The sequence below is a fragment of the Mesorhizobium sp. PL10 genome (genome assembly GCF_053714315.1).
Genome location: NZ_JBSKBR010000009.1, coordinates 142,218 through 159,280 on the forward strand (window position 1 = coordinate 142,218; position 17,063 = coordinate 159,280).

16 protein-coding genes are annotated in these 17,063 nt (G+C 64.1%); 4 read left to right on the top strand and 12 right to left on the bottom strand.

Annotation, left to right across the window (positions count from 1 at the left end; all coding sequences use genetic code 11):
• Window positions 1-39 precede the first annotated feature (39 nt).
• The 7 genes from ACWGTO_RS16620 to ACWGTO_RS16650 form a co-directional block, all read right to left on the bottom strand.
• Window positions 40-975, bottom strand: a complete 936-nt coding sequence (locus ACWGTO_RS16620; protein WP_454575902.1) for an alpha/beta hydrolase — start codon at window positions 973-975, stop codon at window positions 40-42.
• A 217-nt stretch (window positions 976-1,192) separates the two neighbouring features.
• Window positions 1,193-1,975: a carnitinyl-CoA dehydratase gene (locus ACWGTO_RS16625; protein WP_454575903.1), complete on the bottom strand. Its 783-nt coding sequence runs from the start codon at window positions 1,973-1,975 to the stop codon at window positions 1,193-1,195.
• Window positions 1,968-4,046, bottom strand: a complete 2,079-nt coding sequence (locus ACWGTO_RS16630; protein WP_454575904.1) for an acetate--CoA ligase family protein — start codon at window positions 4,044-4,046, stop codon at window positions 1,968-1,970. Before ACWGTO_RS16630 ends, ACWGTO_RS16625 begins: the two co-directional genes overlap by 8 nt.
• 65 nt (window positions 4,047-4,111) lie before the next feature.
• On the bottom strand, window positions 4,112-5,275 hold the full coding sequence (locus ACWGTO_RS16635; protein ID WP_454575905.1) for an acyl-CoA dehydrogenase family protein: 1,164 nt from the start codon (window positions 5,273-5,275) through the stop codon (window positions 4,112-4,114).
• A gap of 5 nt (window positions 5,276-5,280) precedes the next feature.
• On the bottom strand, window positions 5,281-6,375 hold the full coding sequence (locus ACWGTO_RS16640) for a carnitine 3-dehydrogenase (protein ID WP_454575906.1): 1,095 nt from the start codon (window positions 6,373-6,375) through the stop codon (window positions 5,281-5,283).
• Window positions 6,376-6,378: 3 nt separating this feature from the next.
• The gene (locus ACWGTO_RS16645; protein WP_454575907.1) at window positions 6,379-7,002 is read right to left on the bottom strand and encodes an HD domain-containing protein; all 624 of its coding nucleotides are present in this window, start codon (window positions 7,000-7,002) and stop codon (window positions 6,379-6,381) included.
• 16 nt (window positions 7,003-7,018) lie between these two features.
• Entirely contained in the window at window positions 7,019-7,936 is a 918-nt protein-coding gene (locus tag ACWGTO_RS16650; protein ID WP_454575908.1) for a 3-keto-5-aminohexanoate cleavage protein, read from the bottom strand.
• Between the two features lie 79 nt (window positions 7,937-8,015).
• Here ACWGTO_RS16650 and ACWGTO_RS16655 point away from each other — a divergent pair, with 79 nt between their 5' ends.
• Window positions 8,016-8,996: a GlxA family transcriptional regulator gene (locus ACWGTO_RS16655; protein ID WP_454575909.1), complete on the top strand. Its 981-nt coding sequence runs from the start codon at window positions 8,016-8,018 to the stop codon at window positions 8,994-8,996.
• Window positions 8,997-9,057: 61 nt separating this feature from the next.
• Here ACWGTO_RS16655 and ACWGTO_RS16660 read toward each other — a convergent pair whose 3' ends face one another.
• Window positions 9,058-9,261, bottom strand: a complete 204-nt coding sequence (locus ACWGTO_RS16660; protein ID WP_454575910.1) for a hypothetical protein — start codon at window positions 9,259-9,261, stop codon at window positions 9,058-9,060.
• A 207-nt stretch (window positions 9,262-9,468) separates the two neighbouring features.
• Window positions 9,469-10,794: a xylose isomerase gene (xylA, locus tag ACWGTO_RS16665; RefSeq protein WP_454575911.1), complete on the bottom strand. Its 1,326-nt coding sequence runs from the start codon at window positions 10,792-10,794 to the stop codon at window positions 9,469-9,471.
• A gap of 113 nt (window positions 10,795-10,907) precedes the next feature.
• Here xylA and ACWGTO_RS16670 point away from each other — a divergent pair, with 113 nt between their 5' ends.
• Complete coding sequence (locus tag ACWGTO_RS16670; RefSeq protein WP_454575912.1) at window positions 10,908-11,270, top strand: nuclear transport factor 2 family protein; 363 nt, start codon at window positions 10,908-10,910, stop codon at window positions 11,268-11,270.
• Window positions 11,271-11,302: 32 nt separating this feature from the next.
• On the opposite strand, the gene xylB is transcribed toward ACWGTO_RS16670, so the two are convergent.
• The 3 genes from xylB to ACWGTO_RS16685 all read right to left on the bottom strand — a co-directional run bounded on the left by xylB (window position 11,303) and on the right by ACWGTO_RS16685 (window position 14,790).
• A complete protein-coding gene (xylB, locus tag ACWGTO_RS16675) occupies window positions 11,303-12,757 on the bottom strand; it encodes a xylulokinase (RefSeq protein ID WP_454575913.1) in 1,455 nt (484 codons plus the stop codon).
• A gap of 82 nt (window positions 12,758-12,839) precedes the next feature.
• On the bottom strand, window positions 12,840-14,162 hold the full coding sequence (locus ACWGTO_RS16680; protein ID WP_454575914.1) for a tetratricopeptide repeat protein: 1,323 nt from the start codon (window positions 14,160-14,162) through the stop codon (window positions 12,840-12,842).
• Between the two features lie 4 nt (window positions 14,163-14,166).
• Window positions 14,167-14,790: a LysE family translocator gene (locus tag ACWGTO_RS16685; protein ID WP_454575915.1), complete on the bottom strand. Its 624-nt coding sequence runs from the start codon at window positions 14,788-14,790 to the stop codon at window positions 14,167-14,169.
• A gap of 227 nt (window positions 14,791-15,017) precedes the next feature.
• On the opposite strand from ACWGTO_RS16685, the gene ACWGTO_RS16690 reads away from it, so the two are divergent.
• Both ACWGTO_RS16690 and ACWGTO_RS16695 read left to right on the top strand, forming a co-directional pair.
• Window positions 15,018-15,782, top strand: coding sequence for a L,D-transpeptidase (locus ACWGTO_RS16690; RefSeq protein WP_454575916.1), 765 nt, complete (start codon window positions 15,018-15,020; stop codon window positions 15,780-15,782).
• A 100-nt stretch (window positions 15,783-15,882) separates the two neighbouring features.
• Entirely contained in the window at window positions 15,883-17,049 is a 1,167-nt protein-coding gene (locus ACWGTO_RS16695; protein ID WP_454575917.1) for a diphosphate--fructose-6-phosphate 1-phosphotransferase, read from the top strand.
• Window positions 17,050-17,063 lie beyond the last annotated feature (14 nt).

Below are 17,063 nucleotides of genomic sequence, written 5' to 3' on the forward strand. Positions count from 1 at the left end.
ACCGGGAAGGATTGATTCGGGCGGCTTGCCGGCGAAGGTTCACCAGATCCAGTCGCCTTTGCCCAACACCGACACCGCCTCGACGATGCGGCTGAAGGAGGCGCGCGCCCGGCCGACCGTGTGTCTGGCCCTGAGATAGCCATGCACCAGCCCCGGCTCCTCGAACCATGTCGCACGACCGCCGGCAGCGAGGATGCGGTTGCGATAGGTTTCGCCGTCGGACGACAGCGGATCGCATTGTGCGGTGATCATCACGGTTGGCGGCAGTTTGGTGAAATCGGTATCGGCGAGCGGGGACAAGGTGATGTCGCCGGTGCCGTCGACGCCGCCGCTGCGGATATTCTTGTAGAACTCCAGGTCGCGCATGGTCAGCATTGGCGCTTCGGCATGTTCGACATAGGAGTCTTTCGACCAGTCGCCGCCGAGGCTGGGATAGATCAGCACCTGGCCGATCGGCTTTTTGGCATGGCTGCGCGTTGCGTGGGCGACAGCAGCGCAGAGATTGCCGCCGGCGCTGTCACCGCACAGCAGGACAGAACGGTCGTAGGTTCCGGCCGCCCATTCGAAGGCATGCAGCGCATCGTCAAAGGCGGCCGGGTGCAGATGCTCCGGCGCCAGGCGGTAGTCGACCGAGACCACCTCGTAGCCAGTGCGGGCGCAGAGCTCGGCGCAGACATCGTCGTGGCTGTCGAGCCCGCCGAGGATGAAGCCGCCGCCATGGATGTAGAGCACCATCGCCGCCTTGTTGGGCGAGGCGGAGCGATAGATGCGGATCGGGATATCGTGAGCGGCAATGATGGTCGTTTCCGCCGTCACGCCATCGGGATAGCCGGCAAAGAACTCACGGCACATCCGGTCATAGATCGCGCGTTGCTGGGCGACGGTGTAGTCGATCGTATCAGGCGGGTAGCAGGAATTGGTGCGTTCGACGAAGGCCCAGGTCTCGGCGTCGATGAGGGTTTTGTAGTCGGTCATGCTGGGCAAGCCGACTGCAGAGGTTGAGCCCAGCCACCCCCCTCTGGCCTGCCGGCCATCTCCCCCGCAAGGAGGGAGATTGGCAGCGTCGGGCTAGGCGCTTTTCTTGCGACACTGGTGATTGGCGAAAGCAGAGATGACATCTGATCTCCCCCCTTGCGGGGGAGATGGCCGGCAGGCCAGAGGGCGGTGTGAAGGAACGCCATCGTCAGGAAGATTACTTCCCCTTCCAAACCGGCTCACGCTTTTCCGCAAACGCGCGAAAACCTTCCATACCATCCTCGGAGCCATAAAGCGCATCTACGGTCGCCAATTGCCGGCGCGTCACGCGGTTCATCGCATCCTGGAAGGTCAGCGCCTCAGCTACACGCGCGGTCTCCTTGATCGCCGCGAACACCAGCGGCGGACCGCCGGCGAGCAGGCGGGCGATCTCCCAGACGCGGTCCTCGAGCTTTTCCTTCGGCAGCACTTCGTTGACCAGCCCCCAGCGATGCGCCTCCGCCACATCCATCCAGCGGCCGGTGAGCAAAAGGTCCATGGCGACGTGATAAGGAATGCGCTTCGGCAGCTTGATCGTCGCGGCGTCGGCCAGCGTGCCGGCGCGGATTTCGGGCAGCGCGAAAGAGGAATGGTCGGAGGCGTAGATGAGGTCGCAGGACAGCGCCAGTTCGAAGCCGCCGCCCACCGCCATGCCGTTGACGCAGGCGATGACCGGCTTGTTGAGGTCGCGCAGTTCCTGCAGGCCGGCAAACCCGCCGACGCCATAGTCGCCGTCGACCGCATCGCCGCCGGCCGCGGCCTTCAAATCCCAGCCGGCGCAGAAAAACTTGTCGCCGGCCGTCTTGACGATGGCGACGCGAAGCTCCGGATCGTCGCGGAATGCCTTGAAGGTCTCGCCCATCCGCCGCGACGTCTTCAGGTCGATTGCGTTAGCCTTGGGCCGGTCTAGCGTGACCTCGAGGATGGTGCCCTCGCGGCGGGTGGAAATGACGTCAGACATTCTTCTTTTCTCCCAGCACCAGCAGCGCGTCGGCGATCCAGGCGCCCTTGCCTTCGGCGCAGACGATCAGCGGGTTGATGTCGAGTTCCTCGATCTCGCCGGCATTCTGCTGCACGAAGGCGGCAATGCCGGCGATGGCGTCGATGGCCGCCGCGACATCGGCCTTTGGCCGGCCGCGATAGCCGTCGAGCAGCGGGAACAGCTTCAGGCGGCGCAAGGCCGCCTCGATGTCGTCGCGGGTTGCCGGCAGCATCAGGGTCACGCTGTCGCGCAACAGCTCGACCAGCACGCCGCCGGTGCCGAGCGTCATGACAGCGCCGAACATCGGATCGCGGGTGAAGCCGACGATGAGCTCGGCGACGCCGTCACGCACCATGCGCTCGACGTAGAGGCCTGTGCCGAGCGGCAGGAGGTCGTGTGCCGCTGTGCTGACCGATTCGGCATCCTTGAGGTTCAGCCTGACGGCGCCGACTTCCGACTTGTGCGTCACGCCCAGCGCCTTCAGCGCCACCGGGAAGCCGAGTGCCATCGACGAGATTACCGCTTCGACCGCATTGGCGGCGCGTTCGGCCTTCGGCACGGGCAGGCCGGCCTTGATCAACCGCGCCTTGGCTTCAGCCTCGTCAGGGGTCACATGGTCGCCCCCGGCCGCACCCGCAGCCGTCGTGTCGATCGGCTGCGCCTGCGGCTCAGCCCAGGCCCAGCCGATGAAGGCCGCTGCGCCTGCGGCGTCCATGGCCTCGGAAATGCCGAACAACGGCACCATGCCGCGCGCCATCAGTTCGGCGGTGTATTCCTCCGGCAGGTTCTCCGGCAGCGACGAGACGATCGCGCCGTGCGCCTTGTTGGTCTTCAGCGCCGATTCGAAGGCGCGCAGCGTCGCCCACCAGTCGGTCACCGAGCAGCGGTCGGGGCGCGGGAAGTCGAGGACCAGCATGTTGAGGTCGAAGCCACCGGAGACCATGGCGGTGAAGGTGGCGGTCATCGCCGGTTCGTTGTTCCAGATGAAGGTGTGGTAGTCCAACGGGTTGGCGACCGCTACCAGCGGCCCGAGCGTCGATTTGACATGGGCACGGTGCTTGCTGGTGAGCTCCGGAAAATTGACCCAGCGCCCCTCGGCGCTGTCGGCCATGACGGAGGCCTCGCCACCCGAACAACTCATCGACGACAGGCGATAGCCGGGCAGCGGCCCGGTGACATGCAGCAGCTTCAGCGCCTCGATGAAGGCAGGGATGGAATCGACGCGCGCAATGCCCAGCCGCCGCAGGAAGGCGCCCGAGGCAGCGTCCGAGCCGGCGAGCGAGGCGGTATGCGAGACGGTCGCCTGTCTAGCCTGTTCCGAACGCCCGACCTTCATGGCGATGATCGGCTTCTTCAGCTCGCGCGCCCGCGCCGCCAGCCGCTCGAAGCCGGCTACCGAATCGAAGGCTTCGATATGCAGGCCGAGCGAGGTGACGCGGTCGTCCTCGATCAGGCCAAGCGCCATTTCGGACAGGCCGGTCTGCGCCTGGTTGCCTGCGGTCATCAGAAAGGCGATCGGCAGGCCGCGCTTCTGCATCGTCATGTTGATGGCGATGTTGGAGGACTGGGTGATGATGCCGACGCCCTTGGCGCCTTCGGGCAGCCTGATGCCGCCATGCTGGTCAGGCCACAAAAGGGCGCCGTCAGCATAATTGATCAGACCATAGCAATTCGGCCCTATGATCGGCATCTGGCCTGCGGCGGCGACCAGTTCGGCTTGCAGCCGCTCGCCATCGTCGTCATAGGCCTCGGTCTCGAGGAACCCGGCGGCAAAGCACACGGCGCCGCCGGCGCCACGCTCGGCCAGCGCCGTGACCACCTCGATGGTGAGATGTCGGTTGACGCCGACAAAGGCGGCGTCCGGCGCGCCGGGCAAATCGGCGACGGAGCGATAGGCCTTGCGGCCCGCAACCTCGTCCTTGGTCGGGTGCACCGGCCAGATCTCGCCGGCAAAGCCCATCTTGATCGACTGCGCGACGACGGCGGCGGCCTGCGCCCCGCCGAACACGGCGATTGATTTTGGGCGCAAGAGACGTTCGAGTTTATGCATGGTCATCTTTTCGTTTTGAGCGCGATATCTTCCAAAACCGAAATGCCGGTTCTGGCCATCATGCTCTAAGCGCCGAACGGACGCAGCAGCGCCCGCGAAATAATATGTCGCTGAATCTCCGACGTGCCTTCCCAGATGCGCTCGACGCGGGCGTCGCGCCAGATGCGCTCCAGCGGCAGGTCGTCCATCAGCCCCATGCCGCCATGAATCTGGATGGCTTCGTCGGCGACATAAGCCAGCATTTCGGTCGCCTTCAGCTTGGCCATCGCCATGTCCTGATCGGTCACGGTGCCCTGATCGTACTTCCAGCCGGCTTCGAACACCATCAGGTCGGCGGCCTTCAATTCGGTGGCCATGTCGGCCAGCTTGAACGACACACCCTGGAACTTGCCGATCTGCTGGCCGAACTGCTGGCGCTGCGCGGAATATTCGATGGCGTGGCCGAGCGCCCGCTCGGCGCGGCCGATGCAGGTGGCCCCGACCTGCAGGCGGGTGGCGCCGAGCCAGGAATTGGCGACGTCGAAACCCTTGTGCACCTCGCCAAGCACCTGGCTTGCCGGCAACCGGCAATCGTCGAATTCGAGAATGGCGTTGGTGTAGCCGCGATGCGAGACGTTGCGGTAGCCGTCACGCACGGTGAAACCCTTCGTGCCCTTGTCGACGAAGAAGGCCGTGATCTTCTTGCGTTTGCCGCGCGGCGTTTCTTCCTCGCCCGAAGCCATGAAGCAGATCGCGAAATCGGCGAGATCAGCGTGGCTGATAAAATGCTTGGTGCCGTTCAGCACCCAGTCGTCACCGTCCTGCACGGCGGTCGCCTTCATGCCGCGCAGGTCGGAGCCGGCGCCCGGCTCGGTCATCGCCAGGCAATCCCACTTCTCACCGCGAATACAGGGGAACAGGTATTTTTCGCGCTGCTCCGGCGTGCCGGCGAGCAGGATGTTGGAGGGGCGCGCCACGCAGGTCCAGTGCAGCGCGTAGTTGGCGCGGCCGAGCTCTTTTTCGTAGAGCAGCCAGGTCACCGTATCCAGCCCCGCGCCGCCTACATCGGCCGGCATGTTGGCGGCGTAGAGCCCGGCTTCGATCGCCTTGACCTTGATCTCTTCGATCAGCTCGCGGCGCAGCACGCCGGTGCGCTCGACCTCGCGTTCATGCGGGTAAAGCTCATTCTCGACGAAGGCACGCGTCGTCTCGGCGATAAGCTTCTGCTCCTCCGACAGCCCGAAATCCATGGTCTTCAGCCCTTCTTCTTTTTCTTCGGCTTTTCGGCTTTCTTCACCGGCTTCGATGCCTTGGCCTTCTCGGCTGCCTTGGAAGCGGTCGGCTTCTTGGCCGCCAGCTTGGCCAGCTGCTTGGTATAGTCCTTGTGCAAGGCGCCGGCGCCCCAGCCCTTGCCTTTGTTCTGCTTCGACAGAGCATCCATGATGGCGACCAGATTGTCGTCGCGGATCTTTTCCAGCTCTCGGATCGACAGGCCATGCGCCTGGTCGTCCGACTGGGTGGCGATCAGATCGACCAGCTCGTCGTTGAACTCCGGAACGTCCATCAGCTTGGTCCACGGCCATTTCAGGCACGGCCCGAACTGCGCCATGAAATGGCGCATGCCGGCTTCGCCGCCGGCGACGCGATAGACCTGGAACATGCCCATCTGCGCCCAGCGCAGGCCGAAGCCATAGCGCATGATGTCGTCGAGTTCCTCGACGGTGCAGATGCCGTCCTTGATCAGCCACAGCGCCTCGCGCCATGCTGCTTCCAGCAGGCGGTCGCCGACGAAGGCCTCGATCTCCTTGCGGACGACGACAGGCTTCATGCCGATCGAGGCGTAGATCTCCTTGGCTACTTCGATGGCCTCCGGAAACGTCTGTTCGCCACCGACGATCTCGACCAGCGGCAGGAGATAGACCGGGTTGAACGGATGGCCGACGACCAGCCGCTCCGGGTGCTTCTTCATCGCCACCTGCATGTCGGTCGGCTTGATGCCTGAGGTCGACGAGCCGACAATAGCGTTGGCCGGCGCATAGAGGTCGATCTCGGCCAGCACGCGGTGCTTGAGGTCGAGCCGTTCCGGCACGCTTTCCTGGATGAAGTCGGCATCGGCGACCGCCTCGGCGATCGTCTTGGCGAAGGCCAGCCTGCCTTCCTTGGGCAGGCCGCCGGGCAGCATCTGCTTATAGGCGCGGCGCGCGCCCTTCATCACTTCCGAGACCTTGCGCGAGGCTTCGGGATCGGGATCGAAGATCGACACGTCGATGCCGTTGAGCAGCAGACGCGCCACCCAGCCGGCGCCGATGACGCCGCCGCCGATGGCAGCCGCCTTGTTGATGATGCTCATGCTTCAAGCTCCGGTTCTTGTCTTGGCTGTTTCGGGGTCGATGAGAGGCACGCGCTCGCCGGCGCGAATCACTGAGGGGTCGTAGGCCTTGCGGGCGAAAACCTCGAGCACGAAGGGCCGGAAGAACCCGATCGGCAGCATGTCGTAGTCGGGATCGAAGCTCGACTGATCCCAGCGTTCGCAAAACTGGTCGCAATCGTCGAAATACATATGTCCGGCGAAGCGGTCGCGCGCATGGCGGTTGCCGCCGAGATGGTGGGCGTAATAGAGGCGCTGAAAATCGCCGTGCTTCTCCACCACCCAGGTGCATTGCTCGCGCACGAAGGGCTTCAGGATCGAAGCGGCATATTCGTCGTGATTGTAGGGCGCGTAGATGTCGCCGATGTCATGCAGCAGCGCGCAGGCGATCCAGTCGGTATCGGCACCGTCGCACCAGGCGCGCGTCGCCGCCTGCAGCGAATGGCCGAGCCTTGTGATCTTGTAGCCGGACAGGCCTTCGTCGAGCTGGACCAGCGCATCGAGCAGCCGCTCGCCGGTTTTGGCGGCATAGTCGATCTCATGGGCGGTCAGGAATTCGTAGTCGTCCCTGTCGCCATCCTTCATCGCGGTGAATTTGACGGTTGTCATATCGACGCCCTCCAAACTATACCGCGATTGGCGCCCGCTTGGTCAGGTTGAGCTTCTTGCGCACTTCCTCCGGTCCCAGAATTCGAGCGCCGAGATTGGTGACTATGCTGGCGGCGCGCTCGACCAGCTGCGCGTTGGTGGCGAGCACGCCCTTGTCGAGCCAGAGATTGTCTTCGAGACCGACGCGGACATTGCCGCCGGCCAGCACCGCCGCTGCCGCATAGGCCATCTGGTTGCGGCCGATGGCGAAGGCCGACCAGTTCCAGGTCGACGGCACATTGTTGACCATCGCCATGAAGGTGTTGAGGTCGTCCGGCGCGCCCCACGGCACGCCCATGCAGAGCTGCACCAGCGCATCGGGGTTCAGCACTTTTTCCTCGACCAGCTGCTTGGCGAACCAGAGGTGGCCGGTGTCGAATGCCTCGATCTCCGGTTTGACGCCGAGCACCGTCATCATGCCGCCCATGGCGCGCAGCATGCCGGGCGTGTTGGTCATGACATAGTCGGCTTCGGCGAAGTTCATGGTGCCGCAATCGAGCGTGCAGATTTCCGGCAGGCACTGGCGCACATGTTCCATGCGGTTGGTGGCGCCGCCCATGTCGGTGCCCTTCTCATTGAGCGGCAGCGGCGCTTCGGGCGAGCCGAACACCATGTCGCCGCCCATCCCGGCGGTCAGGTTCAGGATCACGTCGACGTTGGCGTCGCGGATGCGCTCGGTCACCTCACGGTAGAGATGGACATCGCGGCGCGGCTTGCCGGTTTCGGGGTCGCGGACGTGGCAGTGGACGATGGCAGCACCCGCCTTGGCCGCGTCGATGGCCGAATCGGCGATCTGCTTGGGCGAACGCGGCACATGGGGCGAGCGGTCCTGCGAGCCGCCGGAGCCGGTGACGGCACAGGTAATGAAGACCTCACGGTTCATCGCGAGCGGCATGGAACTCTCCTCCCAAACATCAGAAGCCGTAACAATGATCCGACTTGCGGCAAACTGTTTTGCGTTTTACGAAGGCTGCATGATTAAAAGCGAAAAGCCGACCATCTTTCGCGCCGAGCGATCTTCGTTGAAGGTGACATTCCTGGTGTTTTCCGGCTCGTCCATCATGTGCGTCGCGTCGGCTGTCGACCCACTGCGCGCCGCCAACCGCATCTCCGGCGAGGCGCTGTTCGATTTCAAGCTGGTCTCGGTCACCGGTGAGGCTCCGGTCACCACCTGCGGCCTGCCCGTGGCGGTCAGCGGCCGTTTCGATGCGGCCGAGCCGACCGACGTGCTTGTCGTCGTCGCCGGCTTCGGAACGCAGAACTATGCCACGTCTGCGCTGCTGTCGGGTTTGCGCCGCGCAGCACGAGCCGCCCGCGCCTGTGGCGGCGTCGAGGCCGGCACCTGGCTGGTGGCGCGCGCCGGCCTGCTCGAAGGCCGCAGCGCCACCACCCATTGGGAGGACATGGAGGATTTTTCCTCGGCCTTTCCCGGCGTCGACGTACGCCCCGACCGCTATGTCATCGACGGGCCTGTCTTCACCTCGGGCGGGGCGTCGCCGACCTTCGACCTGATGCTGCATCTGATCCGCACGCGCCTCGGCATGGCCGTGGCGCTCGATGTCGCCAGTGTCTTTATCTACGACCAGGCGCGCGCCGCGACCGACGCACAGCCGCTGGTCTCGCTCGGCCGGCTCGACGGCTACGACCCGCGGCTGGCGCAAGCCATCAGGCTGATGGAATCGCATGTCGACCAGCCGCTGACCATCGACGCGGTGGCCAAGCGCGCCGGGGTGACGGCGCGGACGCTGGAGAGCATTTTCTGCAAGTCGATCGGCGAAACGCCAGGCGCCTATTATCTCAGGCTGCGGCTGGGCGCGGCACGGCGGCTGGTGGTCGACACGCGGATCGCCATGGCGGATATTGCCGGGCGGACGGGGTTCTCGTCCGCCGCGGCATTTTCCAGAGCGTTTTCAAGAGCGTTCGGCGAAGCGCCGGTGCGGCTACGCCGAGGTTGATGCATGTCGCCCAAAAGTGTGTCGAGGTTTTGGGGTAACGACATGCACAGACAAAGAGAGATCAGGCGGCGTTCTGGCGATCGCCGCCGGCGTCCATCTGCGAGCGCATCTGCCTCGCCAGCCGGACTTCAAATCGGCTGCTGACAGCGCGATCCCATTCGTTTTTCACATTGTCGCTCGGCCGCGGCAGCGCCATCAGCCGGTCGATGATCGATCCGGTCTCACCGGATGAGAGTAGGGCGTCGATTTCGCGTTCGTGTTGCATTATCGGTTCGCCTCCTTCCTTTTCACCCGCCACAACGGACCTCTTATACGAGATACGTGACGGCAGTTTGAAGGCAAGAGCGAGGTCATTGAGGGGCGACAAGGGGCAAACCTTGTCGCCAAATGAGCCCTTTGGCGCAAGGCCGTTCCAGGGCGGCGGGAGTATTTTTCCAGCCGCCCTCAAGCAATACGAATCGGCCTTCAGGTCTCAGACGTAGCGGTTGACGATGTTTTCGAGCAGTTCCTGGCGGCCGGAGCGTGGCTGCGGCTCGATCTTCTTCTTCACCACGCGCTCTGCGATGTCTTGCAGCGTGCGCTTGCCCGACAGCATCGCCTTGGCCTCGGCTGTGTTCCAGCCGGCATAGCGCTCGGCCAGCGGGCCCGACAGCGCCTTGTCCTCGACCATCTTCGCGGCTGCCTTCAAACCGCGCGCGCAAGAATCCATGCCGCCAATATGGCCGATCAGCAGATCCTGCGGATCGAGCGACTGGCGGCGCAGCTTGGCGTCGAAATTGGTACCGCCGGTCTTGAAGCCGCCAGCCTGCAGGACCTGATAATAGGCCAGCGCCATCTCCGGCACATTGTTGGGGAACTGGTCGGTGTCCCAGCCCGATTGGTAATCGTTGCGGTTCATGTCGATCGAACCGAAGACGCCGAGCGCATTGGCTAGCGCCAACTCGTGCTCGAAGGAATGGCCGGCGAGGATCGCGTGGCCCTGCTCGATGTTGAGCTTCACTTCCTTTTCCAGACCGAAGCGCTTGAGGAAACCGTAGACCGTGGCAACGTCGTAGTCGTACTGGTGCTTGGTCGGCTCCTGCGGCTTTGGCTCGATCAGGATCGTGCCCTTGAAGCCGATCTTGTGCTTGTAGTCGACGACGAGGCTGAGGAAGCGCCCGGCCTGTTCCTGCTCGCGGGCAAGGTCGGTGTTGAGCAGCGTCTCATAGCCTTCGCGCCCGCCCCACAGCACGTAGTTCTCGCCCTTCAGCCGCTTGGTGACGTCGATGCAGCTTTTCACTGTCGCCGCCGCGTAGGCAAACACATCCGGATCGGGATTGGTGGCGGCGCCCGACATGAAGCGGCGGTTGGAGAACAGGTTCGCCGTGCCCCAGAGCAGCTTGACGCCGGTCTTCTTCATCTTGCCCGCAAAATAGTCGGCGATCTCGTCGAGCCGCGCTGCACTTTCGGAGAAATCCTTGCCCTCGGGCCGCACGTCGGCGTCGTGGAAACAGAAATAGGGGGCGCCGAGCAGCGAGAACATCTCGAAGGCGACGTCGGCTTTCAGCTTCGCAAGTTCCATCGTGTCGACGCCGCCGGCCTTGGGAAACCAGGGACGGTCGAAGGTCTGGCCACCGAACGGATCGCCGCCCGGCCAGGCGAAGGAATGCCAGTAGGCGACGGCGAAGCGCAGATGGTCTTCCAGCCGCTTGCCGGCGACGACCTCATCCGGATTGTAGAACCGGTAGGCCAGCGGATTGGTCGAATCCGGCCCTTCATACTTGATTGCTTTGATGTCGCCGAAAAATCCGCTGCTCATGATTTCTGTCCTCTCTCGAATAGTTCGCCCCGATTACCTCAGGCGTAATTGGTTTCGTTCTGCCAAGGGGTGAAAAGGCTGGTGTCAAAGCCGCTCAACGATGGAGACAGACCATGACCGACCTCAACACGATCGCTCAAAACTACATCACCGCCTGGAACGAAGCCGATGCGGATCGCCGCGCCGAACTGCTCAAGGCAACCTTCACCGAAGACGTCAGCTACCGCGATCCGCTGATGCAGGGCGACGGCCATGCGGGTGTGGCCGCGCTTATCGACGGCGTGCAGCAGCGCTTCGCCGGCTTCCGGTTCTCGCTGAAGGGCACACCGGACGGGTTCGGCGACAAAATCCGCTTCTCGTGGAATCTCGGCCCGGAAGGCATTCCATCGGTCATCGAAGGCACCGATATCGGCATCATTGAGAACGGCCGCCTGAAGAGCGTCACCGGGTTTCTGGACAAGGTGCCGGCGCAGTAAGTTGCCAAGCTGCGGCGTGGGCGAGAAACCGCTCACGCCGTGGCGCCTTTGATTGCCGGATACAGCGCCCGATAGCGCTGATAAGCATCCGCATAGGCATCGCTCAAGCTGGCATCCGGCTCTACCGTCGCATCCGTCCGTGGCGCGGTGCAGACACTGAGCGGATCCGCCCCTGTCGCCGCGATCAGCCCGAGCCGGGCCGCCCCAAACGCGGCGCCAAAATCGCCGTCGGCGGGAATGTCGACCGGCAGCTGCAGTGCGGTGGCGATCGCCTTCAGCCAGTAGCGCGAGCGCGAGCCGCCGCCGATAGCCGTCACCCGGGTCAAATTCGTGCCCGCCGTCTTCAGCGCTTCGAGACTGTCGCGGAAGGCAAAGGCGACGCCTTCGAGCACAGCCTGCGTCAGCACGGCGCGGCTCGATTCATGCGCCAGCCCGGTGAAGGCGCCGCGAATGGCGGAATCATTGTAGGGCGTGCGCTCGCCCGAGAGATAGGGCAAGAACGACACGCCCGACGGAGCCTTCAAAGCGTCGCCAAGTTCGGCGGTCAATTCGCCGGCCTTCTTCCCTGAAATCTCCGATAGCCAGTTCAACGAATCCGTTGCCGACAGAATGACGCCCATCTGGTGCCAGGTATTGGGCAGCGCGTGGCAGAATGTGTGCACGGCACTTGCTGGATTGGGCAGATAGGACGCGTTGGCGGCAAACAGCACGCCGGATGTGCCGAGCGAGACGAATGCATGGCCGGCGCCGACCGTGCCCATGCCGCAGGCCGATGCCGCATTGTCACCGGCGCCGCCGGCAACGGGAATGCCCGCCGCAATGCCCCATTTCGAGGCGAGTTCGGCGCGCAAGGCGCCGGCCTTTTCCGTGCCTTCTACCAGCGACGGCATCTGCTTCTCATCGAGCGACGTCGCTGCGAGCAGTTCGGAAGACCAGCGCCGCTTGCCGACATCGAGCCAGGACGTGCCGGCCGAGTCGGACATTTCGGAGATATGCTCGCCGGTCAGCCAGAGCCGCAGGAAATCCTTGGGCAAAAGCACCTTCGCCACCTTGGCGAAGACGGCGGGCTCGTTATTCTTCACCCAGGCAAGTTTCGGCGCCGTGAAGCCGGGGAAAACGATGTTGCCGGTCAGTTGGCGGAAGCGCGGATCGGCGTCGAGCGCAGCCGCTTCGGCGTGGCTGCGCGTGTCGTTCCACAAGATGCAGGGGCGCAGCACCTGATCGCCGGCATCAAGCAAGGTGGCGCCATGCATATGGCCGGAGAGGCCGATGCCTTCGACAGCGGCGAGATCTTGGGGGTGAGCGGATTTCAGCTCGGCAATCGCCGTCTCGCAACCACGGATCCAGTCGGCAGGGTTTTGCTCGGACCAGCCGGGGTGCGGCCGCGACACATCGAGCGAAGCATGGCCGGAGCCGATGATCTTCTGCCCGGCATCAAGCAACAGCGCCTTGACGCCCGACGTGCCCAGATCGAGGCCGAGATACATGCATTCCTCCCATTGCCATTAATTTTTTCGGGTCTCGAAAAAATCTGGCTCGACCAGTTCTTAAAACAAGATGCGTTTCGGGTCAATTCTCTGACAAATCGGCGGCGCGTCGCGAAAACAGCGCCGACAGCGGGCTGTCCGGCCGGGCCAGTTGGCGCTCGGCCGCCAAGGCCCTCGCAAGTGCCGTGCCGCCGGTGCGCAGCGCCGCCTCGATAAGCGTCAGGTCGATGACATCGCGCTGCGCATGGCTGCCGCCGAAGCGATAGGCGATCGAGCGAATCGGCCGGATCAGGCGCACCGTCTCGGCGTAATTGCCCTCGCCAAAGGCCTTGATCGCCAGCGTCAACGGATGGCCGACATCCCTGGTGAAAGCAGCGTTGTCGTCGCTGCCGTGCATCGCCTCGCGTTGCGTCTCGAGCAAGGTTTTGGCTGGCGATTCGAGCCCTGCCCCGACGAAGGCCATCATCGCATGAGCGTCGTTAAAGGCGTAATTGCCGGCACCGACCTTGGGCCAGTTGGCGGCAAGCGCTATCCAGCGGTCCCCAACGTCGACGCCGCCGAGATGAAGCCGCCACAGGATTGCCGAGGCGTCCACCATGTTGAGCGCCATCGTCGACGGCGTGCCGTAGATCGGCCCGTCATAGAGATCGAGTACCTCGCCGGTCTCGCCGAGATCGTAGTGGAACAGCGCCAAATGCCACCAATTGTGCACCTGCAGGAAGCTGTCTTTTGTCCACGCCTCAGGATTGGCGCGCATCCAGGCGATGCCATCCTTTTGCCGGCTTTGCATCTCCATGACGTGAGCTACGGCATGTTGGCCCCAGCCGTCGCGCGGCTCGATGGCGACCGCAGTACGACCAAACTTCTCGGCCTGCGCATAGTCGCCCATCTCCTCCAGTCCGAAGGCCTGCATGCCGAGAATGGCGTGGTATCCAGGCATGTCCTTTTGCCAGGACGGCAGCGCGCGGCCGATGCGGTCGCGCAGCATGCGGGCATTGCCGGTGAAGAAGTCGACCTGGTGCCCGGTCTGCAGCGCCACCGCGTCGAGCGGGAAGTCGATGGCGATATCTTCGAGCAAGCGCGAGGCCTCGTGCCAGCGGCCGGCGGCGAGATGGCCAAGCGCCGCGACATGCGCCTGTTCGCGCGCTGTCGCGGCGAGCGGGAGCGCCGCTTCGTGGCATGCCGTGGCCACCACCGTTGCCTCACGCTCGGTAGCGAGGCCGAACAGATACCCCTTGAATACGTGCGCCATGACGAAGCCCGGGTCGGCCGCAATGGCGCGATCGACAGAAGCGACGGGGTCGCCGATGAAGCATTGCAATTCGCGGACGGCCTGGCTGTAGGACGAAAACCCGGATTGTGTGGCGCCCGAAAGCGTCAGGCCGAACTCGTCCTTGATTGTCATGTCACTAGTTCCCCGAACGCATCGCCACCGTGGCGATGCCTGCGCCGACCAGCAGCGTGCCGCCGGTGCGGTTGAAGATGCGGATTGCCTTGGGGTTGCGCACGACGTTGCGGGCGCGCGCCGCGATCAGCGCGTAGCCGAAGGCATTGGCGAAGGCCAGCGCCAGGAAGGTCGTCTCGAAGATCAGCATCTGCGGCCAGAATTCGGCCTCCCGGTTGAGGAACTGCGGCAGGAAAGCGACGAAGAAGGTGATGCTTTTCGGGTTGAGCGCGGTGACCAGCCAGGCATGCGCCATCATCCTGGCGGCCGACACGGCGTCGGTGCGCGGTTCGGCTTTCAGCGCGCCGCCGGCACGAAACAGCTTAATGCCGAGATAGATCAGATAACAGGCGCCGATCAGCTTCAGGATGGTGAACACGGTAGCCGACGCCGCCAAGAGCGCGCCGATGCCCAGCATCGACAGCGTCATTGCGGTGAAGTCGCCCAGCGCCACGCCGACAGCCATAGGCAGAGCGGTACGCCAGCCCTGGCCCAGCGCATAGGATACGACCAAGAGAATAGTCGGGCCGGGAATGATCAGCAGCACGGTGGAGGCGGCAGCGAAGGCAGCCCAATTTTCGAACGACATCTTTGTCTCCTTGAGCGCAAAGAAAAGGATAAATCCTTGCGTGCGCCGGAATGTAAAGAGCCATCCTAAAAAATTCGCGGCGAACCGCTTCGTCCCGCCGGCGCATTCAAATAAGGCACAGGGTTAAGGCGCACAGGCATCCCTTCACCCTTTTTCAACCATGTTTGGCGAAACTGCCCGGTATCCGGCCGGACCGTGTTTCCCGCCGACAGCGTAGGGTTTGGTGCATGCGTGAGTTGCCGCAGAATCTGACGCCGCCTATGGGCGACGCAATCGAAGCCGAACATCTCTATTCCCGCCGCTCGATCCTGACAGGGGCCGGCGCCATGGCGCTGCTTGGCATGGCCGGCTGCAGCACCGCGACGCTCGAATTGCCGCAGTTGCAGCTGGACGACACGGTCACCGGTTCGGTGCGGCCGATCCGCCCGGCGATCAGCGTCGACAAGAACATCACCGGCCCCGACGTCATGTACGCCGCGCTGACCGATGGCGGTTTCGAAGTGCCGGCCGTGCCCTATCAGAAGGTCAAGCCGGAGTTCCGCCGGCAGATTGTCGTCAACGAGACCGGCGAGGCGCCCGGCACCATTGTCGTCCATCTCCAGGAGCGAAAGCTCTATCTCGTGCAGGAGGGCGGCGACGCCATTCGCTACGGCGTCGGCATCGGCAAGGACGGCTTCCGCTGGTCGGGCCGCGCCAACATCCAGTACGGCAAAGAGTGGCCCACCTGGACGCCGCCGCCGGAAATGATCCAGCGCAAGCCGGAGCTGGTGAAGTGGCAGAATGGACAACCCGGCGGCCTCACAAATCCGCTCGGCGCACGCGCGCTTTACATCTACCAGGACGGCAAGGACACCGGCTATCGCATCCACGGTTCGCCGGAATGGGCGAGCATCGGCCAGGCGATGTCGTCGGGTTGCGTGCACCTGATCAACCAGGACATCATCGACCTCTACAGCCGCGTTTCCAAGAAGAACCCGGTCGTCGTGGTCTGATCCTTCTGCGGCGGTTTGGCGCCCCTCGAAACTCCCGTTGCGCGATGCGGCAAGACAGGCCAAGGTGCCTTGAAAACCATCACGCCGGGAGACATCAAGCATGGCTGGAACGTTTGTCATCGCACAGGGCGGCGGCCCGACCGCCGTCATCAACCAGACGGTCGTCGGCGCCACGCTGGAAATCCGCAAGCGCCATCCCGGCGCCAAGGTGCTGGGCTCGATCCACGGTGTGCGCGGCATTCGTGACGGCAATTATATCGACCTCTCCGCCATCCCCGAAGACCGGCTGCGGCTCATCGCCGGCACACCGAGTGCCGCCCTTGGCTCGACCCGCGACAAGCCGGACGCCGCCTATTGCGAGGTCATCCTCAACGGCTTGAAGAAGGCCGGCGCCGACGCCTTCATCTATATCGGCGGCAACGACACGTCGGGCACGCAGCAGATCCTGACCGATGCGGCCGGCGGCAGCATTGCTTTCGTGCATGCGCCAAAAACCATCGACAACGATCTCGAGGAAAACGATCACACGCCTGGCTTCATCTCGGCGGCCGAGTTCGTTGCCGGCGCCTTTCTGTCCGTCGATCTCGATTTTCGTGCTTTGCCCGGCATCTATGTCGGCATCGTCATGGGCCGCCACGCCGGCTTCCTCACAGCCGCCGCAGCCGCCTGGCAGCTCGATCCCGACAGCGGCCCGCATCTGGTCTACGTGCCGGAACGGCCGTTCTCGGCCGCCGGCTTCATCGACGACGTGCGCGCTTCGCTCGACCGCCACAAGCGCTGCATCGTCGCCGTTTCCGAAGGCGTCAGCACCGCCGACGGCAAGGCGCTGGTCGAAAGCCTGGTGCCGCCGGACAAGCTGGAACGCGACGCCCATGGCAACGTTAAACTGTCGGGCTCAGACCTGCCGGCCGCCCTGGAGCGGGCGCTCGCCGAAGGCCTGCCGGGCAAGCGCGCGCGGGTCGACGCATTGGGCTACATGCCGCGCGGCTATATCGGCGCGATCAGCGCCGTCGACGCCAAGGAGGCTTTCGATGCCGGCGCCTTCGCAGTTGCCGTTGCCGAGGAAGGCGGCGGCTCGGTGGCGCTGCAATATGATGGCTCGAAAACCGTGCTGAAGAAGGTGCCGCTGAAGAACGTCGCCGGCAAGACGCGCCATATGCCCGACGATTTCATGAAGCCCGACGTCAACCAGCTGTCGGAAGCCGGCATGGCCTATCTGAAGCGGCTGGTGCCGGAAAAATACAAGGTCGGGAAGCCTTTCGTCTGATTGGCCCCGATCCC

Bases quoted from the DNA above. Each gene is read 5' to 3' on its own strand.
- ACWGTO_RS16695 (WP_454575917.1), top strand. From the start codon at position 15,883: ATGGCTGGAACGTTTGTCATCGCACAGGGCGGCGGCCCGACCGCCGTC.
- ACWGTO_RS16685 (WP_454575915.1), bottom strand. From the start codon at position 14,790: ATGTCGTTCGAAAATTGGGCTGCCTTCGCTGCCGCCTCCACCGTGCTG.
- ACWGTO_RS16630 (WP_454575904.1), bottom strand. From the start codon at position 4,046: ATGCATAAACTCGAACGTCTCTTGCGCCCAAAATCAATCGCCGTGTTC.
- ACWGTO_RS16625 (WP_454575903.1), bottom strand. From the start codon at position 1,975: ATGTCTGACGTCATTTCCACCCGCCGCGAGGGCACCATCCTCGAGGTC.
- ACWGTO_RS16635 (WP_454575905.1), bottom strand. From the start codon at position 5,275: ATGGATTTCGGGCTGTCGGAGGAGCAGAAGCTTATCGCCGAGACGACG.
- ACWGTO_RS16645 (WP_454575907.1), bottom strand. From the start codon at position 7,002: ATGACAACCGTCAAATTCACCGCGATGAAGGATGGCGACAGGGACGAC.
- ACWGTO_RS16660 (WP_454575910.1), bottom strand. From the start codon at position 9,261: ATGCAACACGAACGCGAAATCGACGCCCTACTCTCATCCGGTGAGACC.
- ACWGTO_RS16650 (WP_454575908.1), bottom strand. From the start codon at position 7,936: ATGCCGCTCGCGATGAACCGTGAGGTCTTCATTACCTGTGCCGTCACC.
- xylB (WP_454575913.1), bottom strand. From the start codon at position 12,757: ATGTATCTCGGCCTCGATCTGGGCACGTCGGGCGTCAAGGCGCTGTTG.
- ACWGTO_RS16680 (WP_454575914.1), bottom strand. From the start codon at position 14,162: ATGACAATCAAGGACGAGTTCGGCCTGACGCTTTCGGGCGCCACACAA.
- ACWGTO_RS16640 (WP_454575906.1), bottom strand. From the start codon at position 6,375: ATGAGCATCATCAACAAGGCGGCTGCCATCGGCGGCGGCGTCATCGGC.
- ACWGTO_RS16670 (WP_454575912.1), top strand. From the start codon at position 10,908: ATGACCGACCTCAACACGATCGCTCAAAACTACATCACCGCCTGGAAC.
- ACWGTO_RS16620 (WP_454575902.1), bottom strand. From the start codon at position 975: ATGACCGACTACAAAACCCTCATCGACGCCGAGACCTGGGCCTTCGTC.
- xylA (WP_454575911.1), bottom strand. From the start codon at position 10,794: ATGAGCAGCGGATTTTTCGGCGACATCAAAGCAATCAAGTATGAAGGG.
- ACWGTO_RS16655 (WP_454575909.1), top strand. From the start codon at position 8,016: ATGATTAAAAGCGAAAAGCCGACCATCTTTCGCGCCGAGCGATCTTCG.
- ACWGTO_RS16690 (WP_454575916.1), top strand. From the start codon at position 15,018: ATGCGTGAGTTGCCGCAGAATCTGACGCCGCCTATGGGCGACGCAATC.